26 protein-coding genes and 1 pseudogene are annotated in these 25,767 nt (G+C 72.2%); 10 read left to right on the forward strand and 17 right to left on the reverse strand.

The genetic code is table 11. The features are described 5' to 3' along the window. The first annotated feature begins 67 nt into the window (after positions 1-67). The 4 genes from ACFYP0_RS10645 (at position 68) to ACFYP0_RS10660 (ending at position 6,225) form a co-directional block, all read left to right on the forward strand. Positions 68-1,657 (forward strand): C40 family peptidase, encoded by a 1,590-nt coding sequence (locus ACFYP0_RS10645; protein ID WP_355496051.1) that lies wholly within the window; start codon positions 68-70, stop codon positions 1,655-1,657. A 114-nt stretch (positions 1,658-1,771) separates the two neighbouring features. Next, positions 1,772-3,256 carry a hypothetical protein gene (locus ACFYP0_RS10650; protein ID WP_355496049.1) on the forward strand — a complete coding sequence of 495 codons (1,485 nt, stop codon included), beginning with the start codon at positions 1,772-1,774 and terminating at the stop codon, positions 3,254-3,256. Positions 3,257-3,567: 311 nt separating this feature from the next. Continuing rightward, complete coding sequence (locus ACFYP0_RS10655) at positions 3,568-5,502, forward strand: DEAD/DEAH box helicase (RefSeq protein ID WP_355496172.1); 1,935 nt, start codon at positions 3,568-3,570, stop codon at positions 5,500-5,502. Between the two features lie 102 nt (positions 5,503-5,604). Continuing rightward, entirely contained in the window at positions 5,605-6,225 is a 621-nt protein-coding gene (locus tag ACFYP0_RS10660) for a putative glycolipid-binding domain-containing protein (RefSeq protein WP_124854297.1), read from the forward strand. A gap of 70 nt (positions 6,226-6,295) precedes the next feature. Here ACFYP0_RS10660 and ACFYP0_RS10665 read toward each other — a convergent pair whose 3' ends face one another. From ACFYP0_RS10665 to ACFYP0_RS10675, 3 genes are read right to left on the reverse strand one after another with little or no spacing between them, the layout of a single operon-like run. After that, positions 6,296-7,387 carry a PLP-dependent cysteine synthase family protein gene (locus tag ACFYP0_RS10665; RefSeq protein WP_355496046.1) on the reverse strand — a complete coding sequence of 364 codons (1,092 nt, stop codon included), beginning with the start codon at positions 7,385-7,387 and terminating at the stop codon, positions 6,296-6,298. A gap of 32 nt (positions 7,388-7,419) precedes the next feature. Next, positions 7,420-8,250, reverse strand: coding sequence for an SDR family NAD(P)-dependent oxidoreductase (locus ACFYP0_RS10670; RefSeq protein ID WP_355496043.1), 831 nt, complete (start codon positions 8,248-8,250; stop codon positions 7,420-7,422). A 50-nt stretch (positions 8,251-8,300) separates the two neighbouring features. Beyond that, a complete protein-coding gene (locus ACFYP0_RS10675) occupies positions 8,301-8,759 on the reverse strand; it encodes an Lrp/AsnC family transcriptional regulator (protein WP_091395696.1) in 459 nt (152 codons plus the stop codon). 270 nt (positions 8,760-9,029) lie between these two features. Here ACFYP0_RS10675 and ACFYP0_RS10680 point away from each other — a divergent pair, with 270 nt between their 5' ends. After that, entirely contained in the window at positions 9,030-9,296 is a 267-nt protein-coding gene (locus tag ACFYP0_RS10680) for a BldC family transcriptional regulator (RefSeq protein WP_007454516.1), read from the forward strand. Positions 9,297-9,428: 132 nt separating this feature from the next. Here ACFYP0_RS10680 and ACFYP0_RS10685 read toward each other — a convergent pair whose 3' ends face one another. Then, positions 9,429-10,058, reverse strand: coding sequence for a UbiX family flavin prenyltransferase (locus ACFYP0_RS10685; RefSeq protein ID WP_112677595.1), 630 nt, complete (start codon positions 10,056-10,058; stop codon positions 9,429-9,431). 159 nt (positions 10,059-10,217) lie between these two features. Between ACFYP0_RS10685 and ACFYP0_RS10690 the strand changes: the two genes are divergently transcribed. Continuing rightward, positions 10,218-11,180 (forward strand): terpene synthase family protein, encoded by a 963-nt coding sequence (locus ACFYP0_RS10690; RefSeq protein WP_355496039.1) that lies wholly within the window; start codon positions 10,218-10,220, stop codon positions 11,178-11,180. Between the two features lie 22 nt (positions 11,181-11,202). Here the strand turns inward: ACFYP0_RS10690 and ACFYP0_RS10695 are convergent, their stop codons facing one another. The 4 genes from ACFYP0_RS10695 to ACFYP0_RS10710 form a co-directional block, all read right to left on the reverse strand. After that, positions 11,203-12,201: a DUF1648 domain-containing protein gene (locus tag ACFYP0_RS10695; protein WP_355496036.1), complete on the reverse strand. Its 999-nt coding sequence runs from the start codon at positions 12,199-12,201 to the stop codon at positions 11,203-11,205. Then, positions 12,198-12,554, reverse strand: coding sequence for a GntR family transcriptional regulator (locus ACFYP0_RS10700; RefSeq protein WP_124854291.1), 357 nt, complete (start codon positions 12,552-12,554; stop codon positions 12,198-12,200). The genes ACFYP0_RS10695 and ACFYP0_RS10700 overlap by 4 nt, the downstream gene beginning before the upstream one ends. Positions 12,555-12,664: 110 nt before the next feature. Continuing rightward, a complete protein-coding gene (mqnP, locus tag ACFYP0_RS10705; protein ID WP_355496033.1) occupies positions 12,665-13,576 on the reverse strand; it encodes a menaquinone biosynthesis prenyltransferase MqnP in 912 nt (303 codons plus the stop codon). Next, the gene (locus tag ACFYP0_RS10710; protein ID WP_355496030.1) at positions 13,576-15,036 is read right to left on the reverse strand and encodes a menaquinone biosynthesis decarboxylase; all 1,461 of its coding nucleotides are present in this window, start codon (positions 15,034-15,036) and stop codon (positions 13,576-13,578) included. Before ACFYP0_RS10710 ends, mqnP begins: the two co-directional genes overlap by 1 nt. 433 nt (positions 15,037-15,469) lie before the next feature. Here ACFYP0_RS10710 and ACFYP0_RS10715 point away from each other — a divergent pair, with 433 nt between their 5' ends. Continuing rightward, positions 15,470-16,345: an alpha/beta fold hydrolase gene (locus ACFYP0_RS10715; protein WP_355496028.1), complete on the forward strand. Its 876-nt coding sequence runs from the start codon at positions 15,470-15,472 to the stop codon at positions 16,343-16,345. A gap of 25 nt (positions 16,346-16,370) precedes the next feature. Here ACFYP0_RS10715 and ACFYP0_RS10720 read toward each other — a convergent pair whose 3' ends face one another. After that, positions 16,371-16,925: a carboxymuconolactone decarboxylase family protein gene (locus ACFYP0_RS10720; RefSeq protein ID WP_355496025.1), complete on the reverse strand. Its 555-nt coding sequence runs from the start codon at positions 16,923-16,925 to the stop codon at positions 16,371-16,373. A gap of 82 nt (positions 16,926-17,007) precedes the next feature. Between ACFYP0_RS10720 and ACFYP0_RS10725 the strand changes: the two genes are divergently transcribed. Further along, positions 17,008-17,484, forward strand: a complete 477-nt coding sequence (locus tag ACFYP0_RS10725) for a MarR family winged helix-turn-helix transcriptional regulator (RefSeq protein ID WP_355496023.1) — start codon at positions 17,008-17,010, stop codon at positions 17,482-17,484. A 97-nt stretch (positions 17,485-17,581) separates the two neighbouring features. On the opposite strand, the gene ACFYP0_RS10730 is transcribed toward ACFYP0_RS10725, so the two are convergent. Together ACFYP0_RS10730 and ACFYP0_RS10735 are read right to left on the reverse strand one after the other, a co-directional pair. After that, positions 17,582-17,770, reverse strand: coding sequence for a DUF397 domain-containing protein (locus ACFYP0_RS10730; RefSeq protein WP_355496020.1), 189 nt, complete (start codon positions 17,768-17,770; stop codon positions 17,582-17,584). After that, positions 17,761-18,558: pseudogene (locus tag ACFYP0_RS10735) on the reverse strand (helix-turn-helix domain-containing protein). The gene ACFYP0_RS10730 and the pseudogene ACFYP0_RS10735 overlap by 10 nt, the downstream one beginning before the upstream one ends. 346 nt (positions 18,559-18,904) lie before the next feature. Here ACFYP0_RS10735 and ACFYP0_RS10740 point away from each other — a divergent pair. Further along, complete coding sequence (locus ACFYP0_RS10740) at positions 18,905-19,105, forward strand: hypothetical protein (RefSeq protein ID WP_355496017.1); 201 nt, start codon at positions 18,905-18,907, stop codon at positions 19,103-19,105. A gap of 54 nt (positions 19,106-19,159) precedes the next feature. Here ACFYP0_RS10740 and ccsB read toward each other — a convergent pair whose 3' ends face one another. Genes ccsB through hemL form a run of 6 tightly spaced genes read right to left on the reverse strand, consistent with a single transcriptional unit; the run spans position 19,160 to position 25,239 of the window. After that, the gene (gene ccsB, locus ACFYP0_RS10745) at positions 19,160-20,131 is read right to left on the reverse strand and encodes a c-type cytochrome biogenesis protein CcsB (protein ID WP_124854172.1); all 972 of its coding nucleotides are present in this window, start codon (positions 20,129-20,131) and stop codon (positions 19,160-19,162) included. Next, complete coding sequence (gene resB, locus ACFYP0_RS10750) at positions 20,131-21,774, reverse strand: cytochrome c biogenesis protein ResB (RefSeq protein ID WP_355496014.1); 1,644 nt, start codon at positions 21,772-21,774, stop codon at positions 20,131-20,133. The genes ccsB and resB overlap by 1 nt, the downstream gene beginning before the upstream one ends. After that, entirely contained in the window at positions 21,774-22,622 is an 849-nt protein-coding gene (locus ACFYP0_RS10755; protein WP_355496011.1) for a cytochrome c biogenesis CcdA family protein, read from the reverse strand. The genes resB and ACFYP0_RS10755 overlap by 1 nt, the downstream gene beginning before the upstream one ends. Beyond that, positions 22,622-23,191 (reverse strand): TlpA family protein disulfide reductase, encoded by a 570-nt coding sequence (locus ACFYP0_RS10760; RefSeq protein ID WP_355496008.1) that lies wholly within the window; start codon positions 23,189-23,191, stop codon positions 22,622-22,624. Before ACFYP0_RS10760 ends, ACFYP0_RS10755 begins: the two co-directional genes overlap by 1 nt. Beyond that, positions 23,191-23,838 (reverse strand): histidine phosphatase family protein, encoded by a 648-nt coding sequence (locus ACFYP0_RS10765; RefSeq protein WP_091395739.1) that lies wholly within the window; start codon positions 23,836-23,838, stop codon positions 23,191-23,193. The genes ACFYP0_RS10760 and ACFYP0_RS10765 overlap by 1 nt, the downstream gene beginning before the upstream one ends. A 45-nt stretch (positions 23,839-23,883) precedes the next feature. Then, the gene (gene hemL, locus ACFYP0_RS10770; RefSeq protein ID WP_355496004.1) at positions 23,884-25,239 is read right to left on the reverse strand and encodes a glutamate-1-semialdehyde 2,1-aminomutase; all 1,356 of its coding nucleotides are present in this window, start codon (positions 25,237-25,239) and stop codon (positions 23,884-23,886) included. 178 nt (positions 25,240-25,417) lie between these two features. Here hemL and ACFYP0_RS10775 point away from each other — a divergent pair, with 178 nt between their 5' ends. Continuing rightward, positions 25,418-25,753 (forward strand): STAS domain-containing protein, encoded by a 336-nt coding sequence (locus tag ACFYP0_RS10775; RefSeq protein ID WP_088951070.1) that lies wholly within the window; start codon positions 25,418-25,420, stop codon positions 25,751-25,753. Positions 25,754-25,767 lie beyond the last annotated feature (14 nt).

The raw sequence follows: 25,767 nt of genomic DNA on the forward strand, positions 1-25,767 counted from the left end.
CACACTGGTACCGTCCCGGCGGTCGCGCCCACCGAGCGCGACGACGAGCGGTTGGACGGGGAGCGGCATGGTCTACAGCGGGCGCGGGCGACGGCAGCGACGACGGAGCCCGGTGATCTCGCCGGTCCTGCGTCCGAAGCTCTGGGCCGCCCTGCTCGGCGCGATCGCCGCGGCCGTGCTGGCCACCCCCGCGTACGCGGAGCCCGGCGTGCCGACCACCGTGCCGGACACCGGTTCGCGCCCGGCGGTCACCGGCTCGCTTCAGCTGCCCGGCGGCGCGCCGGTCGCCGGCGTGCCCGCCACGCCGGTGGTCAACATCGGCAACGGTCCACTGGCCACCGCGATCTCCGCCGGAGAGACTCAGGTCGGCGCGCTCGGCGAGGCGTTGCTGGTGAGCCGGCAGAAACGCGTCGACGCGCAGGCGCAGGTCGACGCGGCCGGCAAGGCGCTGGCGACCGCGCAGGACACCCTGCTCCGGGCCCAGCAGGCGGCTGACACCGCCGCCTCCGAGGCCGTCAAGGCAGCCGCCGCACTGCCGCCGGGTGACCTCGCCCAGGACATCCGTGGGCTGAGCCGCCTCCAGGCGATCACCCGTGGCGAGAAGGTCGACGGCGGCACCACCGGCGTGGCCGGGGAGCTGTCCCGGGCCCGCGCCGGTGAGCAGGCCGCGTACCAGAAGCACACCCAGGCCAAGGATCAGCTCGCCGCCGCCGCGGCGGAGTTCACCGCCGGTGAGACGGCGCTCCGCACCGCCGAGGCGAGCCTGCTCAAGCTGCGCCGGGACAACGCCGCCGCGCTGATCGAGATCGAACGCCAGCAGGAGGCCGCCGAGCAGCAGATCGGCGCCGGCTACGTCTCCAACCAGAGCATCAGCGGCATGGCCGCACACCCCCGGGCACTGGCCGCGGTCCGGTACGCGCTCGCCCAGCTCGGCGACCCTTACAAGTGGTCCGAGGAGGGGCCGAACCAGTTCGACTGCTCCGGCCTGATGTGGGCGGCGTACCGGTCCCCCGGCGCCGACTACTTCGACCTGCCCCGGGTCTCCCGCGACCAGTACGCCGCCACCCGGGGCCGCACGGTCCCGCAGAGCGCGCTGCTCCCGGGCGACCTGCTCTTCTTCGCCTCGGGCAGCAGCTGGACGACGATCCACCACGTCGGCATGTACATCGGCAACGGCAAGATGGTGCAGGCGCCCACCACGGGGGACGTCGTCAAGATCTCGGTCGTCCGCTGGTCCCGGCTGTACGCCGCCACCCGGGTGATCGGCGCGGTGTCGGCACCGGTCGTGACCAATCCGACGCCGCCCGTCTCGCCCCCGAAGCCGACGCCCACCCCGTCGCCCACGAAGACGACCAAGCCGACGCCCACCCCCTCGCCCACGAAGACCACCACGCCGAAGCCGACGCCCACGCCGACGCTGACGACCACCCCGACGCCCACCCCGACCGGCAGCACCACGCCGAAGCCGTCCGACACCCCGAGCAACACTCCGACGACCCTGCCCCCGGCGCCGACCAGCGCGCCGGCCAGCACGTCTCCGCCGACCACGCCGAAGGCCAGCACGAGCGCGACGACCACGCCGAAGGCGAGCACGAGCGCGACGACCACGCCGAAGGCGAGCACGAGCGCGACGACCAGCCCCAGCACCGCAGGCTGATCCGCCACGACCGGCTCCGGCTGTCCGCTCGGGGCGATCTGTGGCACCGTGACAACCAGGCACATCCGACTCGACGTCACGAGTCCGGGTGCGAGCATGGCGCGGAGGGCGGAAATGGCCGAGCAGAGAGATCCGGCGGAGACTGTCGACCCCGTGGTCGACCAGGCCGGCCCACCCGGGCCGGACACCGCCGACCCGGTGGCCACCACCGACGCCAGCCCGGCCACCAGCTCGACAGGCAGCGACACCAGTTCGGCGGACGCCGACTCCGATGACAGCGACGCCGCCCCGGCTGTCAGCGGCCCGGTCGGCAGTGGCACGGCAGCGGTCGTCGCGGACGCCTCGACCGAGGCCGACGACGACGCATCCGCCGGCGGCGACGAGCGCCAGAACCCGGCGGCCGCACCGGTACGCGCACGCGCCAGCGTCGTGACCGCCGGTGCTCTCCGCAGTGACCTGCCGGCCAGCGCTCCGGTCACCGCGACCACCTACCGTGCGACCGGCTCGGCCAGCCCAGCCGACGTGTCGTTGCCGGGCCAGCGAAGCGATTCCTCCGCGCCGGCCCGGGCCAGCGCCACGGTTCCGAGCAGCAGCCGGGGCACTGCCAGCGCCCTGGGCACCCCGGACCGTCGCGAGAGCGCACCCGCCGTCTATCGAGCCGCGCCGGTGGGTGCCGAGCCGGCCCAACCTCCGACGCCGTCGACTCCGGAGCCGGAGCCGGACCCCACGCCACCCGGTCCCGGGCCGACCGAGCCGTCGCCACCGGAACCGGAGCCCGCGCCGGCCCCGGGTCCGTACCCGCCCGATCCGGTGCCGACGCCGGGTCCTCGACCCACGCCGGCGCCCGGTCCGGTTCCGCCCGTTCCCGGCCCGCCCATCCCACCGCCCTCGCCGGTGCCGCCCATTCCCGGCCCGCCGACGCCGCCCGTCCCGAGCCCGCCGCTGCCGCCACCCGGTCCTCCGGTGCCGGCACCACCGGCCCCGCCCGGCCCGATGCCCGCACCGCCGTTTCCGCCGCCGCCGGCGATGACCGACACGCCCGGCGTACGGGCCAGCGCTCCGGTTTCCGCACCACCGGCCGGGTGGCCGTCCCCCGGTGGGGCGACCCGCCCGACGTCCGGTGCCGGATGGGCCGGGGCACCCGCCTCCGCGCCGCCGGTGGTGCCCGCACCAGCGCTGCCGAGCTGGCCACCGTCCACCGCCGGGGCCCCTTCGTCGACAGGCAACAGCGGAAACTCCCGGGTGACCGCGTCACCGAGCCGCCCACCGGCTGGTTCCGCTCGACGGGAGGCCGCCGGCGCCCGTGGTGGGCGGCACGACGGTCGCACCGACCTGGCCGGCACCGTCTACGGCAACGGCGAGGGCGCCGGCTTCACCACTGTCGCGATACCCGCCAACGCGGTGGAGAACTCCGGCTCGCTGACCGGGCACATCCTGGCCCAGGGCTGGTCCGACACGCCGGCCGAGCGGTCCAGTAACGCCCGGGTGATGATCGTCCTTGCCGCCGCTCTGGGGCTGCTGGTGGCGATCAGTGTCATGGTCGTTCTGCTGGCTGGTGACGCCCTGGACGGTCTGGTGGGCAGCGTGCTCAAGGGGTGAGCCAGCGAGTGCCAGCGATGGTGAGTCCGCCCACTACGGTCGGTCAACCGGCTGGCGGCTTCGCCAGACCGCCGTACACTGGTTGAGATCACTGACCCGGCGCGCGTGGTGTGCGCCCCTGGGCGATCTTGCGGGCGATCCGGCGGTTCAGCCGCGGCAGGCCATCGCGAAGATGCGCCCCGCTCGAAAGGTTTTTGTTGACCACCTCTGCTGACCCCAGCACCGTTACGTCCGTTTTCAACTCAGTCCCGGCGACCGACACCGCCCGGGAGCAGCTCGACGTCCCGTCGATCGAGGCCGACACCGCGCCGGTGGCGACCGCGCAGGCCGAGCCGACCGAGACCGCCGAACCGATCAGCTTCGCCTCCCTCGGCCTGCCCGAGCCGCTGGTTCGCGCGCTGGCGCAGCAGGGCATCACCAGCCCGTTCGAGATCCAGCGGGCCACCGTTCCGGACGCGCTCGCCGGCCGCGACGTGCTGGGCCGCGGGCAGACCGGTTCGGGCAAGACGCTCGCCTTCGGGCTGCCGATGATCGCCCGGCTGGCCAACCGCAACCGGGCCCGGCCGATGCGTCCGCGCGCCCTGGTCCTGGTGCCCACCCGCGAGCTGGCCATGCAGGTCAACGACGCCCTGGTGCCGCTGGGCAAGTCCGTTGGCATCTTCCTCAAGACCGCCGTCGGCGGCGTTCCGTACGACCGTCAGATCGACGCGCTGCGCCGCGGCGTGGAGATCATCGTGGCCACCCCGGGCCGGCTCGGCGACCTCATCGAGCGGGGCATCTGCCAGCTCGACGATGTCGAGGTCACGGTGCTCGACGAGGCCGACCAGATGGCCGACATGGGCTTCCTGCCCGAGGTGACCGATCTGCTGGCGAAGACGCCCGCGAACGGTCAGCGGCTGCTCTTCTCGGCCACCCTGGACGGTGACGTCGACGCGTTGGTCAAGCGGTTCATGACCGACCCGGTCACCCACTCCACGGCGCCGTCCACCGCCTCTGTGTCCACCATGGACCACCACATGCTGCTGATCCCGCCGCACGAGAAGTTCCCGGTGGCGGCCTCGATCGCCGCCCGGGATGGCCGGACCATGGTCTTCGCCCGTACCCAGCTCGGGGTGGACCGGCTGGTCGAGCAGCTCGCGGCCGTCGGCGTACGCGCCGGTGGGCTGCACGGCGGCAAGACCCAGCGGATGCGCACCAAGACGCTCGCCGAGTTCCGTGAGGGCCGGATGAACGTGCTGGTCGCCACGGACGTGGCGGCGCGAGGCATCCACGTCGACGGGGTCACCCTGGTGCTGCACGTCGACCCGCCGAAGGACCCCAAGGACTACCTGCACCGCGCGGGGCGTACCGCCCGGGCCGGCGAGTCGGGCGCGGTCGCCACGCTGGTGCTGCCCAAGCAGCGCCGTACCACCCTGGCGATGATGGAGAAGGCCGGCGTCGCGCCGGCCGAGACCCGGGTCCGGGTCGGGGACGCGGCGTTGGCCGAGCTGGTCGGCGCCCGCGAGCCCAGCGGCGTCCCGGTCCGCGTCGAGGCGGAGCCCCGGGGCTACGGCGACCGCTCCGGCGGCCCGCGCCGGTTCGGTGACCGCACGGGAGGCGAGCGCCGCTACGGCGACCGTCCGCAGGGCGACCGGCGCTTCGGCGACCGGCCCACCGGAGACCGCCGCTTCGGCGACCGTCCGCAGGGCGACCGGAGTTACAGCGACCGCCCGCAGGGTGAGCGCCGCTTCGGCGACCGGCCCACCGGCGAGCGCCGCTTCGGCGACCGTCCGCAGGGCGACCGGAGCTACGGCGACCGTCCGCAGGGCGACCGGAGCTACAGCGACCGCCCGCAGGGTGAGCGCCGCTACGGCGACCGGCCCACCGGCGAGCGCCGCTTCGGCGACCGCCCGCAGGGCGACCGGAGCTACAGCGACCGCCCGCAGGGTGAGCGCCGCTTCGGCGACCGGCAGCACAGCGACCGGCCGCAGGGCGACCGGAGCTACGGCGACCGGGACACCCGGGGCTACGGCGACCGGCCGCAGGGCGAGCGTCGGTTCGGCGACCGGCCGCAGTTCGGTGACCGCGACGGTCGGGGCGACCGACCGACCGGCGAGCGGCGCTTCGGCGACCGGGACGCTCGGGGTGGGTTCCGCCCGGAGAGCCGGGTCCGGGACGACCGGCCCCGCGACGACCGGCCCCGCGAGGACCGCCCGCGTGACGACCGGCGCGGTTTCGGCGGGCGACCGGCAGCGCGTACCCACTGATTGATCCACCGAACGCCGTCGTGAAGCCCAGGCTTCGCGGCGGCGTTCGCGCATGCCCTGCCGATACCGAGCAGGTCGCGTAACGTCCGGCTCATGCCGACCATGCCGAAGTCAATCTTCTGGTCCCGGACTGACACCGCCGGCAGCGAGCAGGTCCTGCTCGACGACGGCCACGGGTTGGCGGCCCGGGGCACTCTGCTCGCCGTGGACCCGATCCCGTGGACCGCCCGCTACCAGCTGACCACCACGCCGGACTGGGCCACCACCCGGGTCGAGGTCGAGGCCGAGGGTCTCGGTTGGCTGCGCCGGGTGACCCTGGAGCGGGCCGCCGGCCGCTGGCGGGTGACCACCGCCGAGCAGGGCGACCTGGACGCAGCCCTGGTCGCGGCCGGTCATCGCCGGGCCGGTCTGCCGGGTACGGACGACCCGGACCGGCTGGCCGACGCGCTCGACGTCGACCTGAGCGGTTCGCCGCTGTTCAACACCCTGCCGGTCCACCGGCTTCGGATGGCGGCCGAGCCGGCCGATGTGGCACACCGGATCACCGTTGCCTGGGTGCTGCTGCCCGGCCTGGAGGTGGTGCCGGCCGAGCAGATCTACACCGGGCTCGGGCCGGGTCGGGTGCGCTTCGCCAGCGGCACCTTCACGGCCGACATCGATCTGGACGACAGTGGCTACGTGGTGCGCTACCCCGGGCTGGCCGAACGGATCGACCCGCGCTGATCAGCACCCCGGCCCGGCGGGCCAGGGCCGGCCGATGGGCCTCAGGCGGACCAGGATCCCTCTGACCGGTTCAGGCGGGCCAGGTCCCGCTGGCCAGGAAGCGGTCGATGGTGGCCAGGTGCGGGGTCAGGTCGAGGCCCTGGGCGGCCACCCAGTCGTCGGCGTAGTACGTGTCGGCGTACCGGTCGCCCGGGTCGCAGATCAGGGTGACCACCGAGCCGGTCCGACGCTCGGCGAGCATCGCGGCGATCAGGCCGAACGCGCCCCACAGGTTGGTGCCGGTGGACCCGCCCACCCGGCGGCCGAGCACCGCCGATCCGGCGCGCATCGCGGCCAGCGACGCCGCGTCCGGCACCTGGACCATCCGGTCCACCACCGAGGGCAGGAACGACGCCTCCACGGTGGGTCGGCCGATCCCCTCGATGCGGGAGCCCTTCCCGGTGCGTACCGACCAGTCGGCGGCCAGCCAGGCCGGGTAGAACGCCGAGTTCTCCGGGTCGACGACGCAGAGCTTGGTGGCGAGCCGGCGGTACCGGGCGTAGCGGCCGATGGTCGCGCTGGTGCCCCCGGTGCCGGCGCCCACCACGACCCAGGCGGGGATCGGGTGCCGTTCCAGCTCCAACTGCGCGTAGATCGACTCGGCGATGTTGTTGTTGCCCCGCCAGTCGGTCGCCCGCTCGGCGTAGGTGAACTGGTCCATGAAGTGCCCGCCGGAGTCCTCGGCGAGCCAGCGGGCCTCGACCACCACGCTCGCCGGGTCGTCCACCAGGTGGCACCGGCCGCCCTGGAACTCGATCTGCGTGATCTTCTCGGGCGAGGTGGAGGCGGGCATCACCGCGATGAACGGCAGGCCCAGCATCCGGGCGAAGTACGCCTCGGAGACCGCCGTGGAACCCGACGACGCCTCGACGATCGTGGTGCGCGGCCCGATCCAGCCGTTGCACAGCCCGTAGAGGAACAGCGAGCGGGCCAGCCGGTGCTTCAGCGAGCCGGTGGGGTGGGACGACTCGTCCTTGAGGTAGAGGTCGATCCCCCATTCCCGAGGCAGCGGGAACGGCAGCAGGTGGGTGTCGGCGGACCGGTTCGCGTCTGCCTCGACGGCGGCGATCGCCTCGGTCACCCAGGTTCGGCTGGATTCGTCGCACCGGTCGAGATGAGTCACGTTCGGAAACCTAGCAAGCGGGCCAGCGGTGGTCAGCGCCGGTCCGGCGGCGTTGACCTGCGGTGTTGGCGGCGCTGACCGGCCCGGCCGGCGGCTCGGATGAGCGGGGTCAGCGCGACGGCCAACCTGGGCAGGGCGTCCAACAGGCGCACCTGCGCTCCCCGCCAGCGGGGCAGGCTGACCACCGGACGTGGCCGGCGGGCCAGCCGGACCGCCCGGGCAGCCACCTGCTGCGCGGTCAGCATCGATCCGGTGAACGAGGCCACCGCCCCGGGGTCGTCCAGCCGGTCGTGCAGCATCGGGGTCCAGATGCCGTCCGGGCAGAGGCAGGAGACGTGCACCCGCCGGTACCCGGCCATCCGCAGGTCGGACAGGGTGCCGAGGCTGAAGGCCAGTAGGGCGTGCTTGCTTGCCGCGTACACCGTCTCGCCGGGCGCGGCGACCAGCCCGGCCAACGAGACGACGTTGAGCACGTGGCCGTGGCCCTGCCCGCGCATCACGGTCAGCGCGGCGAGGGTGCCGTTCATGGCGCCGTGGGTGTTCACGTCGAGCACCCGACGGCGGGTCGCGGCGTCGTGCTCCCACGACGCCCCGGTGACCAGGATGCCGGCGTTGTTGACCCAGAGGGCGAGCTCACCCCGGCCGGCCGCGTTCGCGGCGATGGCGGCGCAGGCCTCCTCGTCCCGGACGTCCAGGGCGGCCGACCAGCCGCCGAGCGGCGCCGCGGCGCTCTGCACTGCCACCGGGTCGAGGTCGGTGAGCAGCACCGACCAACCGTCGGTGTGCAGGGCGGTGGCGATGGCGCGGCCCAGGCCGCCGGCAGCGCCGGTCACCACGGCCACGGGACGCGCTGGCGGGGTCATCGGCGCACGCTACCGCCGGCCGCCGGGGCGACACCAGGGGTACGCGGCGGTCAGGCCGCGGGCGGGCCGACCGGCTGGGGGCGGTTCTCCCACTTGGTGGAGAGCGCGATGGCGGTACGGGTGGAGGCCACCCCGGGCGTCCGGTTCAGCCGCACGATCAACTGCTCCAACTCGGCGATCGTGCCGACTCGCGCCTTGAGCAGGAACGACTCCACGCCGGCCATGAAGTAGCAGGACTCGATCTCGGGCAGCACCCGCAGCGACTCGAGCATGTCGTCGCTGTCGGCACCGGAGTCCTCGACGATGCCGATCAACGCGGTGACACCCAGCCCGATCGACTCCGGGGCCACGTCCGCCCGGTAGCCCCGGACCACACCGCTGCTCTCCAGCTTGCCGACCCGCTCGTGCACGGCCGGGGCCGAGAGGCCCACCTGTCGGGCCAACTCGGCGTACGAGAGGCGTGCGTTGCCGCGCAGCAGGTCGACGAGGCTCAGGTCGATGGCATCCACAGAGAGTGACCTTAACCGTTCACACGTAACGTGCGGCCTTCGGCACCCGTTGGACTGAGCGGTGAGTCACTGTTCATAAACCGCCGGTCAGGGCAGAGGTAGCACCAGTAACATTACTAACTCCCCACTCAGTGCATTTTTCGCGTTTGGGCGGACAGGCCATGTCCCTGGTGCTGTAATTGCCATACGTCCCTCATGACGGCTCTGGGCTACGCACCAGCCGGGGGCAGTGTGTTCAGCCGGGGGCTTCGTCGACGCGAGGAGGGGGCTGTGGACACTGGAGATCGCCTGCTGACACCGGGTGAGGTCGCCGCGCTGTTTCGGGTAGACCCGAAAACTGTGACGAGATGGGCGGCGGCCGGCCGGATAGGAAGCATCCGGACTCCAGGCGGGCATCGCCGGTTTCGGGAATCCGAGGTGCGAGCCCTGCTTGAGGGGGAGGGCATGCTGGACGAGGTGGATGAGGTCGGTAAACCACGCAACGTGGGGCCGGCGGCGTCCACGGGGCCGGGTCCGGCCAACGCCGGCATGTACTGAACTGGTGCGGACAACGCCACGCGGACCGGACACCAGTCCGGTCCGCGTCCCGCTCCGGCGGACAGCACCGCTCGTGCTGAGCAGCACAGCGGTGCCCAGCGCGAGCGAACGACCCAGCACGAGCGGGACGGCTCAGCTTCGGGCTGCGCCGAGCTGGCCGGACCACCGCCGGAACAAAGTGTGCTGGACGCCGAGCGCGTCCAACACCTTGCCGGCCACGAAGTCGACCAGCTGCTGCGCGCTGGCCGCCGCGCCGGCACCGTAGAAGCCGGGACTGGCCGGCAGCACCACAGCGCCCGCGTCGTGAAGGGCGATGAGGTGCTCCAGGTGGCTGCGCGTCACCGGTGTCTCCCGGGGGACCAGCACCACGGGACGGCGTTCCTTGAGGTTGACCTCGGCGGCGCGCTGCAACAGGTCCTTGGAGAGCCCGATCGCGATGCCCGCGCAGGCGGCCGTGCTGGCCGGGACCACCGCCATCCCGCGTACCCGGTAGGAGCCGCTGCTCGGCCCGGCGGCCAGGTCGCCGGCCGGCCAGTGCCGCACATCCGCCGTGGTCAGGTCCCGATCCAGCCAGGCGGCGAGGTCCTCGGCCCAGTGCCCGTCACGGAAGGGCCGGCCGGTCTCGTCGAGCACTGTGAGTCGTGCCGCCCGGGACACGATCAGGTCGACCGGCTCGCCCGCGTCGAGCAGTCCGCCGATGACGGCCGCCGCGTACGGCGTACCGGAGGCACCGGAGACCCCGACCACCCATGGTTCCCGCATGCCCCCAGCCTGCCTGGTCCGGCCGGGCGCCGTGCCGTGGCCCCCGCCCTCGCCCGTCCGTCGTCCTCCCGGCCCACGACGGACATCATCGACAGCCGATCTCTGACATGCTCGGATGGGGGAAACCTCTGTGCAGCGACCGGAGGGACGGTACGACCCATGACGGTGGCGGCAGCCCGCACACTACGTGCCGAATGTCCCCTTCCCTCGCGGTGCTCGCCGCATGCCGAGGCGACCCAGGAGTGGCTGGCGGGCTGGGTGCGCCGCTTCGACCTGCCGCTGGACGACGACGAGCTGTGTCGGTTGGACGCCGGTCGCATCGCCTGGTACGCGGGTCGGCTCTACCCTGACGCCGGCGCCGCCGACCTGCGTACGGTCGCCGCCCTCTGGACCTGGTTCTTCCTGCTCGACGACGCCTGCGACGGACCGCACGGCGCGAGCGGCGCGGACGTCGCTGCCCTGCGGGACGGCGTGCTCCGCGTGCTGCGCCACGGCCCTGGCGCCCGCACGGCGGGGTTTCGGGGACCGCTGCGCCGGATGCTCGCGGACGCGTGGCAAGCGCCGCGTGCCCGGATGCCCCCGCCCTGGCAGCAGCGCTTCGCCGACGCGGTCGCCCACCACCTGGAAGGCGACCGGACGGAGGCGGAGAACAAGATCAGGAGCCACGTCCCTTCTGTCGCCGAATACGTTGCGCTGCGCCGGGCGACCTCGGCGGCGTACGTGTCGTACACCATGATCGAGTTCGTCACCGGTCACGCGCTGCCAGACCCCGTCTACCACCACCCGGCGCTACGGGCGCTGGCCGCAACCGGCAACGACCTGCTCTCCTGGTTCAACGACCTGGTGTCGTTGGAGAAGGACCGCGTCATCTCAGGAGGGCACAACCTGGTGCTGGCCATCGCGAGGGAGCAGCGCCTGCCGGACGAGCGGGCCGTGGAAGCGGCGGTGGATCGCTGGCGCACGACGATGGGGCGGTTCACGGAGCTGCGGGCCACGATCCCGTCCTTCGGCCCGGAACTGGATCCGGCGGTGGCCGCGCACGTGGAGGGGATCGCCCGCTCGGTGCGCGGCACGATCGACTGGTCGCTGGAGAGCAATCGATATTCGGCGTCCCGGAGCTGACCCCGGGAGGTGGGCTACCGGGTCAAAGGGTCCGCCGGTGACGGTCGGCGAGGGTGTTGAGCAGGGCGGCGGCAGTGCCGGCGTCGGCGACCGTGACGACGATCGAGCGCCCGCCGGTCCGCTCGACGAGCAGACCCTCGCCCGCACGCAGGACGATGCCGACCCGGCCGCCGCGGCCCACCCGCCAGCCCCAACCGCCGAACTCGCGCAGCGGGTGAACCTGGACAACGCTGGCGCGGAGCACCTCGTCGAGGGGGACGTGAGTGCGCGGCCAGCCGGCCGACGACCGGACCAGCAGGCCGGTCTCGTCGACCCGGACGGTGAAGGCGAACATCGCCACGAAGACCCCGACCAGCAGCGCCGCGACGATCAGCAGACCCCACACACCGCTGACGACGGCGAGCGCGACCAGGACGACGATGGCCACCGCGCCCAGGGCGATCCCCGGCCCGGCGCCGGTGTGCCCGATCCAGACCGCCCGTTCGTTCGGTGCCAGGGGGACGCGGGAAGCCTCGGGCGAGACGGGGGCGTCGGCCGGCTGAGGCGGGTCGCCGGGCAGGAGCAGGCCGACGAGCACGGCGGGGACGAGGGAGGCAACGGTCCCCAGGGTGAGTGCGCCGCCGATTCCGCCGGCCTCGCGCGCGTCGGCCAGACCGAGCTGCACGTGCAGTGTGCCGAGCTGGAGGAGTGCCAGGAAGAGCGCCAACCAGATGGTGGTCCCCGCGCCGATGCGGCGGCTCGCCGCCGACTGCCCCCAGAGCGTCGTGACCGCGCCGAAGCCGAGCACCAGGAGGGCGCCCGAACCGAAGCCGGCCCAGAGGAAGGCACCGAGGGACATGGAGCCGTCGGGGCTGCCCTGGGCTCCCCAGTGCGTCGCGACCGGATCGGGCAGGTCGCCACGCCAGGAGAGGGCGACGGCGGCGGCCAAGGCGAGGATAGCGAGCCCGCAGGTGGTGACCGCCAGGCCGACGAGACGCATCCGCTGGCGCTGGGCACGGGCAGGCTCGGTGCCGGTGGTCATGATGAGAACGCCTCCTTGAGGAGTGTGGCGGTGGCTTCCGGGGAGAAGCGCAGGGCACGCGCCTCGCGCACCACCTCGTCGATGGCGGCCAGCAGCTTTGCGTGGTCGGCCGCGGGTCGGGCGGTGACGATCGCGCCGCGACCCCGTCGGAGCTCGATCAGCCCGTCGTCCCGGAGCAGTTGATAGGCCCGGAGCACGGTGTGCACGTTGAGGTCGAGCGAGGCGGCGAGCTCGCGGGCGGCGGGCAGCCGCTCACCGGGTTGGAGCACACCCTGGGCCACGGCGAGGCGTACCTGCGTGACGAGCTGGGCGAAGAGCGTCTCATCCAGCGAGGGGTCGATGCGGAAGAGCATGCGTAAAGGTTACTTGTTCTAGTGTTGATAGAACAAATGCCCGGACGGAACGCCGACGGCGGCGGTGCCGAGCGCACCGCCGCCGTCTGCCGCCGCCACAGCGGCCAGGACTAGCCGCGCAGGCCGAGCCGCACCACAAGATCGAGCAGGGCGAAGAGGAACAGCGCGATGCCGACGAACCCGTTTGCGGTGAAGAACGCCCGGTTGACCTTGCTGAGGTCGGTCGGCGTGACCACCAGGTGCTGGTAGCCGAACGCCACAGCGGTCAGCGCCAGCCCGATCCACCAGAGCCAGCCGAGACCGATCAGCGCACCGAACCAGATGAACAGGGCGAAGGTCACCACGTGCGCGACGGTGGACGCGTGCAGCGCGAAGCGCCGACCGTACCGGGCGGGCACGCTGTGCACGCCGATCTCCCGGTCGATCTCGGAGTCCTGGCAGGCGTAGATCAGGTCGAAGCCGCCGATCCACAGCCCCACTGCCACGCCGAGCAGCCAGGCCGGCCCGGAGCCGTCCAGGGTGCCGGTGACCGCCAGCCACGCGCCGACCGGGCCGACCGCCTGGGCGATCCCGAGGATGGCGTGCGGCCAGTTGGTGAACCGCTTGGCGTAGGGGTAGACGACCAGCGGCACCACGGCGAGCGGCGCGAGCACCAGGCAGAGTGGGTTGAGCAGGGCGGCGGCGGCGAGGAAGACCACAAGTGCGACGGCCGCGCCGGTCCAGGCCGTCCGCACGCTCACCGCTCCGGTGACCAGTTCCCGACCGGCGGTACGCGGGTTCCGCGCGTCGATCTTGCGGTCGAGGATCCGGTTGGCGGCCATCGCGAACGTCCGCGCCCCGACCATCGCCACGGTGATCAGCAGCAGGTCGAGCCACCGTACCCGGCCGCCGTTGATCTGCATGGCGGCCAGCGCGGAGAGGAACGCGAACGGCAGCGCGAAGACGGAGTGCTCGACGGCGACGAGCTTCAGGAAGGATTTGGTCCGGCCCGGCGTCGCGGCCGGTGCGTCGAGGACGGCCATCAGATTCCGTACTCCTTCCAGCGCTTGTCGACCAGGGACGTGACCTCGGGACTCATGCTCATCCCCTCTGGCCAGCCGCGGGTGTAGCCCTCGGTGGGTAGCTTGCGGGTCGCGTCGACGCCCGCCTTGCCGCCCCAGAACTGCTGGTACGACGCGTGGTCGAGGTGGTCCACCGGGCCCTCGGTGAGCAGCAGATCGCGCGAGTAGTCGACGTTGCCGAAGGCGCGGAAGGCCACCTCGTTGTAGTCGTGCACGTCGCAGTCCTCGTCGACGATCACGATCAGCTTGGTCAGCGACATCATGTGCGCGCCCCAGATCGCGTTCATCACCTTCTGGGCATGCTTCGGGTAGCGCTTACGAATCGACACGATCGCGCAGTTGTGGAAGACCCCGGCGGCGGGCAGGTTGTAATCGACGATGTCCGGGATCAGGAAGCGCAGCAGTGGTGCGAAGATCCGCTCGGTGGCCTTGCCGAGGCCGTGGTCCTCCTGCGGCGGCTGCGACGTGACGATCGAGTGGTAGACGGGGTTGCGCTGCATGGTCATCGCTTCGATGTGCATCACCGGGAACGGCTCGACCGGCGTGTAGAAGCCGGTGTGGTCACCGAACGGGCCCTCCGGCAGTCGCTCGCCCGGCTCGATGTAGCCCTCCAGCACGATCTGCGCGTGCGCCGGCACCTGCAGCGGCACGGTCAGGCAGTCGACCATCTCCACCCGCTCGCCGCTCAGGAAACCGGCGAACAGGTACTCGTCGATGTCCGCAGGCAGTGGCGCGCTGGCCGAGTAGGCGACCGCGGGGTCGGCACCGATGGCGATCGCGACCGGCAGGCGCTGCCCGAGCCGCTCAGCGACCGCGTGGTGCGCGGTGGAGTTCTTGTGGATCTGCCAGTGCATGCCGATGGTGTTGTGCGAGTGCTGCTGCAGGCGGTAGAGCCCGAGGTTGCGCTTGCCCGTCTCGGGGTGCTTAGTGTGGGTCAGCCCGAAGTTGTGGAAGATCCCGCCATCGCCCGGCCAAACCTGTAGCCCGGGCAACCGGTTGAGGTCGACGTCGTCGCCGCGGTAGACCACCTGCTGGCAGGGGGCCGTCTTGATTTTCTTCGGCGGCATGGACTTGAGCTGCATGACCTTGCCGAGCCCGCCCATCATGCCCGAGAAGCCCTGCGGCAGTTCCGGCTTGAGCATCTCGCCGATCCGCGCGCCGATCTCGTCGAGGTTCTCCACCCCGAGTGCCATCGCCATCCGCTTCTCGGTGCCGAACAGGTTGATCGCCACCGGCATCTCGCCCCGGGTCGGACGCTCGAAGAGCAGCGCCGGGCCGCCGGCCCGCACCGTGCGGGTGACCACCTCGCTGATCTCCAGAGTCGGGTCGACCGGGACGTCGACCCGGCGCAACTCCCCCGCGCGCTCCAGCGCCGCGAGGAAGTCCTTGAGATCGGTGTACGGGAAGCCACGAGCCGCCATGTCACCCAGTCTCCCGCACCGGCTCCCCCACGCCCCAAGCCGGGTGCTGTGACGCTCGCGATCGCCCCCTGTCAGCGGCAGGCGGCAGGCGGCGCGACGGGCGGCGGGCGGCGGGTCTAGATCGACTCGGCTTTCAGGAAGTCGCGGTGTCCCAGGCCGCCGGACACCGCGACTTCAAGGAAGGCGAGTGGATCAACCGGCAGGACCCGAACCTCGCGGGCATGGGGGGCGGTTGAGCGGGTAGCCGGGCAGGCGGCGGGCGGACGGAGGCGCGCGGGCGGAACCGGCCGGACGCACGCGGGCCGGACGCCCACGGGGCGGACGCCCACGGGGCGGACGCACGCGGGCCGGACGCCCACGGGGCGGACGGCATAGGGCATGGGCGGGCGGACGGCATAGGGCACGGGCGGGCGGACGGCGGGCGGAGGCGGCGATGGGCGTGGAACGGGTTCCGGCGGGGTTCACCGAGCAGCGGGCTCGGGTCGGCCAGATCACCATGAACTACGTCCGTGGGGGTGCCGGCCCGCCACTGGTGCTGCTGCACGGGTATCCGCAGTGCTGGCACATGTGGCGGCACCTGCTGCCCGAGTTGGGGCGTTCCTTCGACGTGGTCGCGCCCGACCTGCGCGGCTTCGGGGGCAGCGACGCCCCGGACGGCGGGTACGACAAGAAGACGGTCGCCGCCGACCTGCACGGACTACTCGATCAGCTCGGCCTGACCGGTGACCTCCGGCTGGTCGGGCACGACCTGGGGACCATGGTGGCGTACGCGTACGCCGCCGCCCATCCGCAGCGGGTGAGTCGGCTGGTGCTCAGCGAGGCGCCGATCCCCGACGAGAGCATCTACACGTTCCCCGCGCTCACCTCGGCCGGGCCCGGGGTGTGGAACTTCGGCTACTTCTCCCTCGGCAACGGGCTTCCGGAGGCGCTGGTCAACGGGCGGGAGTCGCTCTGGGTGGACAAGTTCACCGACGCGCTGATGGTGCGCAAGGGCAGCATGGCCGCGCACGACATCGAGGAGTTCGCCAACCACCTGCGCGACCCCGCGCACCTGCGGGCCAGCTTCGCCTACTTCCGGGCGTTCGAGCAGGACATCGCGGACAACGCGGCGTACCGGGGCACGAAGCTGACCATGCCGGTGCTGGCTGTCGGGGCGGCGGCCAGTCTCGGTGGGCAGGTCGCCGAGCAGGTTCGCCGGTACGCCGACACGGTCCGCGGCGAGGTGATCGAGGACTGCGGGCACTGGCTGTACGAGGAGCGCCCGGACGAGATGCTCGCCCTGCTGCGGGACTTCCTTCAGGCGGCCTGAGCAGGGGGCCCGCAGGTGTCCCCGGTCAGGCAGCGGGCGTCCAGGCGTGGGCGGCCAGTGGCGGGTCGAGCGGTGCCCGGGTGAGCCGGTTGGCGAAGGTGGACATCGTGTACGCGCCGACGCCCAGCACCACGTCCAGCGCGTGCCGGGGCTGGTAGCCGGCGGCCAGGAAGTCGTCCAGCTCGTCGTCCGGCACTGCGCCCCGGTGGTCGAGCACGGCCAGCGTGAAGCGGCGCAGCGCCTCCAGTCGCGGCTCGGGCAGCGCCGAGCCGGCACGCAGCGCGCTGATCAGTTCGGCGGTCGCGCCGAGTTGGGTGAGCTTGCCGCTGTGCAGGGCGACGCAAAAATGGCATTCGTGACTGGTGGAGACCGTCAGGATGACCACCTCCCGCTCCAGCGGCGTGAGATCGGTCTGCTCGAAGCCCGCGCTGGCGGTGAGGAAGCCGGTGAGCAACTGCGGCGAATCGGCCATCAGCGCCACCGGGGTGGGCAGCCAGCCGAACCGGCCGCGTACGCCCTCGATGGCTCGTCGGGCGGCGGCGGGTGCGGTCTCGGCGGTGTGAGCGGTGAAGACGGGCATGGCTGCCTACTTTCCAGAGCTTGGATCGGACGACGTAAGATGGTCAACGTGGTTGACGAAATAGTAAACGTGGTTGTCGAACATGGCAACCGCTGATCCCGCGCGCCCCGGGTTCGCGCTACCGCTGCTGCTCCTGGCCGGCTTCCGGACGCTGATCGACGATCTGCACACCGAGCTGGCCCGGGAGGGGCATCCGGAGCTGCGACCGCTGCACGGTTTCGTGCTCCAGGCGGTCGGGGCGGATGGCACCACCGCCACCGAGCTGGGCCAGCGGCTGGGCATCTCCAAGCAGGCCGCGGGCAAGACCGTCGACCGGTTGGTGGCCGTCGGCTACCTGGAGCGGGTCGACGACCCCTCCGACGCCCGACGGCGGCTGGTCCGGGTGACCCCGCGCGGCGCCGACGGGCTACGCCGCTCGGCCGAGATCTTCGACCGGCTGCGAGCACAGTGGGCAGACACGCTCGGCCCGGAACGGGTCACCGCCCTGGAGGACGACCTGCGCGCGATGGCCTCGGCCAACTGGTTCCGGCTCGACGTGCCCGGCTGGTTCGGCGGCTGATCGCGGACGCGTGGGCGAGCGAGACTTCCGGGGCCATCCTGATGGGTGGCCCGGGTCGGGTGCGGGGCCGCCTGCGGCTACCCGGCTGAGTGGCCGGTCAGTGGGTGCGGGCCAGCTCGACGAAGGCCCGCCACGCGGCGGGGGTGAAGGTCAGCAGGCCGCCGTCGCGGTCCTTGGAATCGCGGACGTGCACCCGGCCGGCCAGGTTGTCGGCGACCTCGACGCACGCGCCGGCGTCGTTGCCGCTCCGGGTGGACTTGCGCCAGCGGGCTCCGGTCAGATCCATGGCTTCACGATCTCCTCGAGCAGGTCGATCGACTGCTGCCGGGGCAGCGCGTCACTGCGCAGACTCTCCCACCTTCCGAGCAGGGTCGCCACCTCGAAGATGTCGTCCACGGCGGTGCCACCGGTCTGGTTGTCGAGGAAGCCGAGCCAACTGCCGTCGGCGGTGCGGCCGAGGATGAACGGCCCGAAGAGGCCGGCGTGCAGGCCCACACCCTGTGGCAGCACGTGCACCCTGATGTGCGGGCGGCGGGCGCACGCCACCAGGTGCCGCAACTGGTCGGCCAGCACCCCGGCGCACCCCTCCGCGAAGCGCTGCAACGCGGCCTCGTCGATCACGGCGGTGAGCTGCGGCGGGTGCTCACGGTCGAGGATCGTCTGCCGCTCCAGCCGGGCCGCCACCAACTCCTCCACCCGGTCGGCGGTCAGCCCCAGGTCGAGCCGGAACACCGCCCGGGCGTAGTCGGCGGTCTGCAACAGCCCGGGAATCATCGTCGCGCCGAAGCAGCGCAGTTGGGTGGCGACCCGCTCGACCCCCAGCCACGGGCGGAACCAGACCGGCTCGCCGTCGCGGCGGCCCAGGTCGCGGAGCGAGGTCAACAAGCCACCGGTGTCGAGCACCTCGTCGGCCCGCTTCAGGTACGCCTCGTTGGGTGCCGTCTGCCCCAACTCGACGGCCGACACCATGGACGGCGATTAGTGCGCGCGTCTGCCGTACTCCTCCTGAGTGAGCCCGGCCGCGAGCCGCGACCGCCGGAGCTGCTCCCGGATCAGCGCCGCCGTGGACACCATTGTGGTCACCGCACCCCACCTTCCGCCGCGATTGTCGGGGTCGTGCAACCCCACCTGCCGCACGGTAGCGAGCACTCAACGCTGCGTCATGCCGTGACGCGCATATCGGGGTAACGCGAGCTGCGACCCGACCCGGGGGTGGCCCGGCAAGCGCAAGATCCACTCGGGTTTCGCGACGTCGCGGTGTCCCGGGACGCAGGACACAGCGACTTCCTGAAAGCCGAGTGGATCAACGGGCGACCACGCGCGGGACACCGCCATACCGCCGCCCAGGGCTGGGTCAAGCCCGGCAGACACATCTCACCGCGCCTGGCCGAACGGCGGGACGCGGGAGCAGAGTGGATTCATGTCGGACGCGTACGTCGTCGGCGACCCGGACGGGTTGTCGCCCCTGCTGGTCGAGCTTCGTGACGCCGTTGCCCGGGAGCTGCACGCCCAACTGGCGATGCGCGGTGAGCGGATCGAGCTGGCCGATCTACCGGAGGTGTCCTACCAGGTCACCGTCCAGGTCGAGCGGGCCATGCGGGCCTGGCGACCCACCCGGTAGACGTGGGCCGGTCACTGACGGAATCCGTGACCGGCCCGTACCGCGTTGCCAGGATCAGTCCAGCCCACCGTACGAGTGCAGGCCGGTGAAGAAGATGTTCACGCCGAACAGGTTCATCAGCACGGTGAGGAAGCCGAGCACCGCGATCCAGGTGGCCACGTTGCGCTTCACGCTGGGCGTCGCGCGGGCGTGCAGGTAGCCGGCGTACACCACCCAGGAGATGAACGCCCAGGTCTCCTTCGGGTCCCAGCCCCACGGCCGACCCCAGGCCGCCTCGGCCCAGATGGCACCGGCGATCACCGCGAAGGTGAAGATCGGGAACGCGAAGGCGTGCAGCGCGAAGGTCAGCCGCTCCAGGCCGGCCGCGCCGGGCAGCCGCTTGGCCAGGGTGTACGGGAAGCTCCGCTTGCCCTGCTCGTACCCGCTGCGCATCAGGAAGCCGACCGCCGGCACCACGCCGAACAGGAAGATGCCGGACGCGAAGACGATCGTCGAGACGTGGATGATGAACCAGTACGAGTTGAGCGCCGGCACCAGCGGCACGATCGGCACGTACAGCACCAGCTCGGCGGTGGCGACCAGCAGCACCATCACCAGGGTGAGGAACAGCCCGAGCTTGCGCAGCGACGGTCGCTTCCAGAGCACCACCAACCAGGCGGCCACCCCGATGAACGTCACGGTGAGCACGAACTCGTACATGTTGCCCCAGGGCATCCGGTCCGCGGCGAGCCCACGGGTGACCAGCGCCGCCAGGTGCAGCACGGCGGCGACCGCGGTGGCCCCCACCCCGATCAGGCCCGCCAGCCGGGCCCGCCCTGCGGAACGGTCGACCGTGGGCGGCGACGGGACCGGCGCGGGCGGCGTCGGGACGACACCGCCGCCGGCACCGACCAACTCGCGAACCGGAGCCGCCGTGGCGACCTGGGTACGCACGTTGCCCAGCGCGTACTCGACGGCGTGGCCGATCATCGCGACCAGGTACGCCAGGATCGCGAAGGTCACGAAATTGTCGGAGAGTGCGGACATCACTCGGCTCCTTCTCGCACGCCGGCCCGCTCAGCGGAGTCAGCGCCATCACCAGCCCGTTCGGCACCGCTGACGGCGGCGACCAGCTGGGTGAACTCGTCGGCGAACCCTGGATAGTCGGTACGCGGCAACCCACCGACCTCCATCAAGCTACTACCGCTCGTCGGAGATCCTTCCCCGGGGTCGGCCGGCACCACCCGGAAGAACACCCGGCGGCGCTTGCCGAACAGCGAACCCATCAGCCCGACCAACAGGACGCCGCAGCTGACCAGCAGCATCGTCGAGCCGGGATCGTGCCGGATGGAGAGGGTGACGTACCGCTCGGTGCCCAGGAACTCGACGGTCGTGCCGTCGTCCAGCTTCCAGGTCTCGCCCTTGCGGAGCAGTTTGGTGCCGACCTCCTTGACCTTGCCGGCCCGCACCTGCCGCTGGTCGAGTTGGTAGACCGAGCCGGGGATACCGGCGTCCAGGCCGAGGTTGCCCCGGTAGGCGACCAGGTTCAGCGCCGGGTTGCGCTCGGTCGGGTACTGCGAGCGGACGAACGGCGCCTGCTCGGGCGCCGTGGGCAGGTAGATGCCGGTGAACGCCATCTGCTGATCCGGTGCGCGCTGGCCGGTCGCCGGGTCGACGTTCGCGTCCGGGAAGGCCGCCAGCCCTTCGCTGGTCAGGCCCATGTCGCCGGTGGTCAGGAACGGGTCGTCACTGATCTGGCTGTTGCCGAACCGGTCGGTGTAGCGGATCACCGGGGCGTACCCGTGGCCGAGCAGGTAGACGCTCGCGTCCTTCAGGCGCAGCGGCGAGTTCACCGAGAAGTCGGCGCTGCGGGTCGGCTCGTCCGGGCCGTCGACGGTGACCGTGGCGTTGAAGAACTCCGGCTGGCCGGACGCCAGGAACCGGGCCTCGAAGTCGTCCAGCCGCAGGCAGAAGCGGGGCAGGTCGGCGCTGTCCACCTGGGGGCCGAGCTTCGCCTCGGCGTACTGCTGGCGGGTGTTGCAGAACGCGTTGTCCGCGCCGGCCACCAGCAGTCGGTTGCCGCTCCAGCCGTACCAGGAGCCGAGCGCCACCCCGATCAGCACCGCGATCAGCGAGGTGTGGAACAGCAGGTTGCCGGTCTCCTTGAGGTAGCCCTTCTCGGCGGAGACCTCGTCGCCGCGCACCTCGACGCGCCAGCGGCGTTTGCGCAGCACCTCCGCGATCGCCGCCGCCCCACCGGGCGGGGCGGGCAGCACGGTGTGCTGCGGCAGCCGGGCCATCCGCTTCGGCGCGGCCGGCGGCCGGGACCGCAGCGTGCGGACATGGTCGCGCAGCCGGGGCGTGATGCAACCGATCAGAGAGGTGAACAGCAGCAGGTAGATCGCGGAGAACCAGACCGACCCGAAGACCTCGAACGCGCCGATCCGGTCCAGTCGGGGGGCCCAGTCCGGGTGGTCGACGAAGTACTCGTTGACCTTCTCCGGGCTGATCCCGCGCTGCGGGAGCACCGAGCCGGGAATGGCGGCGATCGCGAGCAGGAAGAGCAGGATCAGCGCCGTACGCATGCTGGTGAGCTGCCGCCACGAGTTGCGCAGCAGGGCCAGCAGCCGGTTCGGCCGGCGGCGTGGCGCGGGCGCCGCGGTCTCCGGTCGGTCGTCGACGACCGTCATCAGATGCTCACCTCGCCCACCCCGACGGTGGTCTGCAGCCAGATCACGAAGCTCTGCCATCCGCCGGTGACCAGGGCCAGACCGATCAGGATGAGCAGGGCGCCGCCGACCCGGGTGACCCAGCGGCTGTTGCGCCGGACGGCGCGGAAGACCCCGAGCAGGCGTTCGAAGCCCAGCCCGAAGACGATGAACGGTATCCCCAACCCGAGGCAGTACGCCACGGCGAGCACCACGGCGCGGTCGCTCTGGCCGCTGGCGGTGGCCATGCCCATCACCGCACCGAGCGTGGGGCCGGTGCAGGGCACCCAACTGAGCGCGAAGACCGCCCCGAAGACCGGTGCGCCGAGCAGCCCGGCCGACGGCAACCGGGAGATCCGGAACTCCCGTTGCAGGGCGGGGATCATCCCGAGATAGCCGAACCCGAGCACGATGATCAACGCGCCGACGACGATTTCGAGCTGCCGCTCGTACTCGAAGAAGACCTGGCCGATGCCGGCGAACAGGATCGCCGTGGCGACGAAGACGGCGGTGAAGCCGGCGATGAAGAGCAGCGTGCCCGCGAGCACCCGGCCCTTGACGGCACCGACCCGCGCGATCCGCTCCCGGACCGCGACGCCTCCGCGGTCGCCGGCCCCGGAGGCTTCCGCTCCCGCAGGAATCGACGAGGTGCCCTGCCGTGCACGACCTTCGAGGTCGGAACCGGCCAGGCCGGTGACGTACGAGAGGTAGCCGGGAACGAGTGGGAGCACGCACGGGGAGAGGAAGCTGACCAGGCCGGCGAGCGCCGCCGCGCCGATGGCGAGCAGCAGCGGCCCGCTCAGGGCCATCTCCCGGAAGGTCTCGCCCATCAGTTGGGGGCCTGTTTCTCAGCCGCGATCCGCTCGACGATCGGTTGCAGGCCCTCCTGCTTGACGGCGGCCCGGATCACCGCCGCGATCCGGCCGTCCCGGTCGAGCACCACCGTCGCCGGCACGCTGTTCGGCGGGATGTCCAGCGCGAGTGCGGTCTTGCTGGACGGGTCGAACAGGCTCGGATAGGTGACCCGGCCCTTCTCGAACGCCTTGGCCTTGTCCCGCGAATCCTGGACGTTGATGCCGAGGAAGTTCACCCCGGAACCCTTGGTGGCCTGGTAGACGGCTTCCAGGTCGTCCGCCTCGGCGCGGCACGGCGCGCACCAGGAACCCCAGAAGTTGACCACCACGACCTGACCGCGCGCCTCGCTGACGTCGTAGCTGCCGCCGAGCAGCAGCTCACCGGCGACCTTCGGGGGTGCGGAGCGCTGGTCCGGTGCGCACTCGAAGATCCCGTCGGTGGTGGTCGTGCAGGTCTTCTCCTGCGCCTTCGACGACGTGCAGCCGACCAGCGCCACCGCGGCGGCGGTGGCGAGCAGACCGGCGGTCCACCTCCGGGCGTTCATCAGGCCCCCTTGGCCGTCCGGGCTGTCGCGGAGAGAGCGATCAGGTGCGCGGCCGGCTCGCTGTAACCGATGCCCGCCACCTTCGCGCCGTCGAAGTGGAACGAGGTGAGACTGGCCAGCCCGCACTGCCGCTTGCGCGGGTCGTGCCAGAGCCGCTTGCGCTCGACGTAACGACGCAACGTCCAGATCGGGAGCTGGTGCGACACCAGCACCGCCTCGCGTCCCTCGGCGGCGACCCGGGCGGCGTGCACGGCGGCGAACATCCGCTCGGCGATCACCCGGTACGCCTCACCCCAGGACGGGGTCACCGGGTCGCGCAGCACCCACCAGTTGCGCGGGTCGCGGAACGACCCGTCACCCGGGGAGACCTTCTTGCCCTCGAACCAGTTGGCGCTCTCGATCAGCCGCTCGTCCACCCCGACCGGCAGCCCGAACTGGGCGGCGATCGGCTCGGCGGTCTGCTGGGCGCGCTCCAGCGGGCTGGCCACCACGTGCACGATCTCCCGCTCGGCCAGGCCCTGCGCGGCGGCCTTGGCCATCTGCACACCCAACTCGGAGAGGCGGAAACCGGGCAGCCGGCCATAGAGGATCTGGTCGGGGTTGTACACCTCGCCGTGCCGAAGCACGTGGACCACTGTCTTGCTCAAGGTTGCGCCCCCTCTGTTCCCGACTGCGGGGCTCGCAAGATCGGCTCACTCCTCGCGCTCACGCCAACCCCCGTTGCCGGCCGCTGCCGCCGCGTTAGCCGCCGTGGGCAGCGCGTCGGCGATGTGTTCCAGAGCGGCGTCGTCCAGCGCCGCCGACACGAACCACGACTCGAACGCGCTCGGCGGCAGGTAGACGCCGGCGGCGAGCATCGCGTGGAAGAACGCCTTGAACGCCGGCACCTGCTGGGTGCGCGCGCTGTCGTAGTCGACCACGTCGGCGTCGGTGAAGAAGACCGAGAACATGCTGCCCGCGTACGACAGCCGGTGCGGGACCCCGGCGGCGGCCAACGCGTCGGACGCCAGCTTGCCCACGACGGCGGCCGTCTCGTCGAGGCGCTGGTACAGCGCGTCGTCGGCGAGCCGCAGGGTCGCCAGGCCGGCGGCGCAGGCGAGCGGGTTACCGGAGAGGGTGCCGGCCTGGTAGACCGGGCCGGCCGGCGCGAGCCGCGCCATGATGTCCGCGCGCCCGCCGAACGCCGCGGCGGGCAGGCCGCCACCCATGACCTTGCCGTACGTCCACAGGTCGGCGTCGGAGGCGTCGAGGCCGTGCCACCCGGCGCGGGAGACCCGGAACCCGGTCATCACCTCGTCCACCACGAGCAGGGCGCCGTGTGCGTGCGCGATCCGGGCGAGCTGCTGGTTGAAGCCGTCGCGGGGGGCCACCACGCCCATGTTGCCGGCGGCGGCCTCGGTGATCACCGCGGCGATGTGCTGGCCCTCGGCGGCGAACGCCTCCTCGACGGCCCGGATGTCGTTGTACGGAAGCACGATCGTCTCGCTGGCCGCCGCGCCGGTCACACCGGGCGAGTCGGGCAGGCCCAGGGTGGCCACGCCGGAGCCGGCGGCGGCGAGCAGCGCGTCGACGTGGCCGTGGTAGCAGCCGGCGAACTTGACGATCTTCGAGCGGCCGGTGAAGCCACGGGCCAGCCGGATCGCCGACATGGTCGCCTCGGTGCCGGAGTTGACCAGGCGGACCTGCTCGACCGGGGTCCGGGCGACGATCTCGGCGGCCAACTCCACCTCACCGGGGGTGGGCGTGCCGAAGCTGGTGCCCCGGGCGGCGGCTGCCTGGACGGCCTCCACCACCTCCGGGTGGGCGTGCCCGAGGATCAGCGGGCCCCAGGAGCAGACCAGGTCGACGTAGCGGCGACCGTCGGCGTCGTACAGCCACGGGCCCTCGCCACGGACCATGAAACGCGGGGTGCCGCCGACCGCCTGGAAGGCGCGCACAGGGGAGTTCACCCCGCCCGGCACGATGGCGCGGGCGCGGTCGAACAGGGCCTCGGAGGCCGGCGCGTCGGCTGGGTAGCGGCCGGATCCGGCGGGAAAGATGTCGGTCACGATGCCGCCATTGTGACAGCGCCGGACGGTCAACCAGCAGCCACCCCGTGGTGGGGTTACCCGGCTCACCTGTGACCCGCGCCGGTCAGCAGCGCCGACACGGGGGCCTCGTGGCCTGGACGGCGACGGCTCGCGGCCTCGACAGGCCAGGTCGGTCGGATCGCGCTAGGCTGACCGGGTGGATCGTGCCGAACTGTCCATCACGCTACACCGGACGGGCGACGAAGCAGTCTTGCGCCTGGCCGGTGAGATCGACATGCTCACGGCCGCGCAGCTCTCGACCGTGGTCAACGAAGTGCTGGCCGACCCGCCGCCGAAGATCGTCCTCGACCTCGGCGGCGTCACCTTCTGCGACTCGCAGGGCCTGGGCACCCTGGTCGTGCTCAGCCGCAAGGCCAGCCACGCGCAGAGCCTGCTGATGCTGACGCACGTGGGCGACTTCCTGATCCGCGTGCTGGACATCACCGGCCTGCGCAGCGCCCTGATGATCCGCAACGACCAGCCCACCGGCTGAGCCGCCCCGCCGCG

Source organism: Micromonospora arida, from assembly GCF_042873195.1.
Classification (GTDB): Bacteria; Actinomycetota; Actinomycetes; order Mycobacteriales; family Micromonosporaceae; genus Micromonospora; species Micromonospora arida.

Coding starts and splice junctions, on each gene's coding strand:
- ACFYP0_RS10645 (WP_355496051.1), top strand. CDS start 68: ATGGTCTACAGCGGGCGCGGGCGACGGCAGCGACGACGGAGCCCGGTG.
- ACFYP0_RS10650 (WP_355496049.1), top strand. CDS start 1,772: ATGGCCGAGCAGAGAGATCCGGCGGAGACTGTCGACCCCGTGGTCGAC.
- ACFYP0_RS10660 (WP_124854297.1), top strand. CDS start 5,605: ATGCCGAAGTCAATCTTCTGGTCCCGGACTGACACCGCCGGCAGCGAG.
- ACFYP0_RS10670 (WP_355496043.1), bottom strand. CDS start 8,250: ATGACCCCGCCAGCGCGTCCCGTGGCCGTGGTGACCGGCGCTGCCGGC.
- ACFYP0_RS10685 (WP_112677595.1), bottom strand. CDS start 10,058: ATGCGGGAACCATGGGTGGTCGGGGTCTCCGGTGCCTCCGGTACGCCG.
- ACFYP0_RS10690 (WP_355496039.1), top strand. CDS start 10,218: ATGACGGTGGCGGCAGCCCGCACACTACGTGCCGAATGTCCCCTTCCC.
- ACFYP0_RS10695 (WP_355496036.1), bottom strand. CDS start 12,201: ATGACCACCGGCACCGAGCCTGCCCGTGCCCAGCGCCAGCGGATGCGT.
- ACFYP0_RS10700 (WP_124854291.1), bottom strand. CDS start 12,554: ATGCTCTTCCGCATCGACCCCTCGCTGGATGAGACGCTCTTCGCCCAG.
- mqnP (WP_355496033.1), bottom strand. CDS start 13,576: ATGGCCGTCCTCGACGCACCGGCCGCGACGCCGGGCCGGACCAAATCC.
- ACFYP0_RS10710 (WP_355496030.1), bottom strand. CDS start 15,036: ATGGCGGCTCGTGGCTTCCCGTACACCGATCTCAAGGACTTCCTCGCG.
- ACFYP0_RS10715 (WP_355496028.1), top strand. CDS start 15,470: ATGGGCGTGGAACGGGTTCCGGCGGGGTTCACCGAGCAGCGGGCTCGG.
- ACFYP0_RS10720 (WP_355496025.1), bottom strand. CDS start 16,925: ATGCCCGTCTTCACCGCTCACACCGCCGAGACCGCACCCGCCGCCGCC.
- ACFYP0_RS10725 (WP_355496023.1), top strand. CDS start 17,008: ATGGCAACCGCTGATCCCGCGCGCCCCGGGTTCGCGCTACCGCTGCTG.
- ACFYP0_RS10730 (WP_355496020.1), bottom strand. CDS start 17,770: ATGGATCTGACCGGAGCCCGCTGGCGCAAGTCCACCCGGAGCGGCAAC.
- ACFYP0_RS10740 (WP_355496017.1), top strand. CDS start 18,905: ATGTCGGACGCGTACGTCGTCGGCGACCCGGACGGGTTGTCGCCCCTG.
- ccsB (WP_124854172.1), bottom strand. CDS start 20,131: ATGTCCGCACTCTCCGACAATTTCGTGACCTTCGCGATCCTGGCGTAC.
- resB (WP_355496014.1), bottom strand. CDS start 21,774: ATGACGGTCGTCGACGACCGACCGGAGACCGCGGCGCCCGCGCCACGC.
- ACFYP0_RS10755 (WP_355496011.1), bottom strand. CDS start 22,622: ATGGGCGAGACCTTCCGGGAGATGGCCCTGAGCGGGCCGCTGCTGCTC.
- ACFYP0_RS10760 (WP_355496008.1), bottom strand. CDS start 23,191: ATGAACGCCCGGAGGTGGACCGCCGGTCTGCTCGCCACCGCCGCCGCG.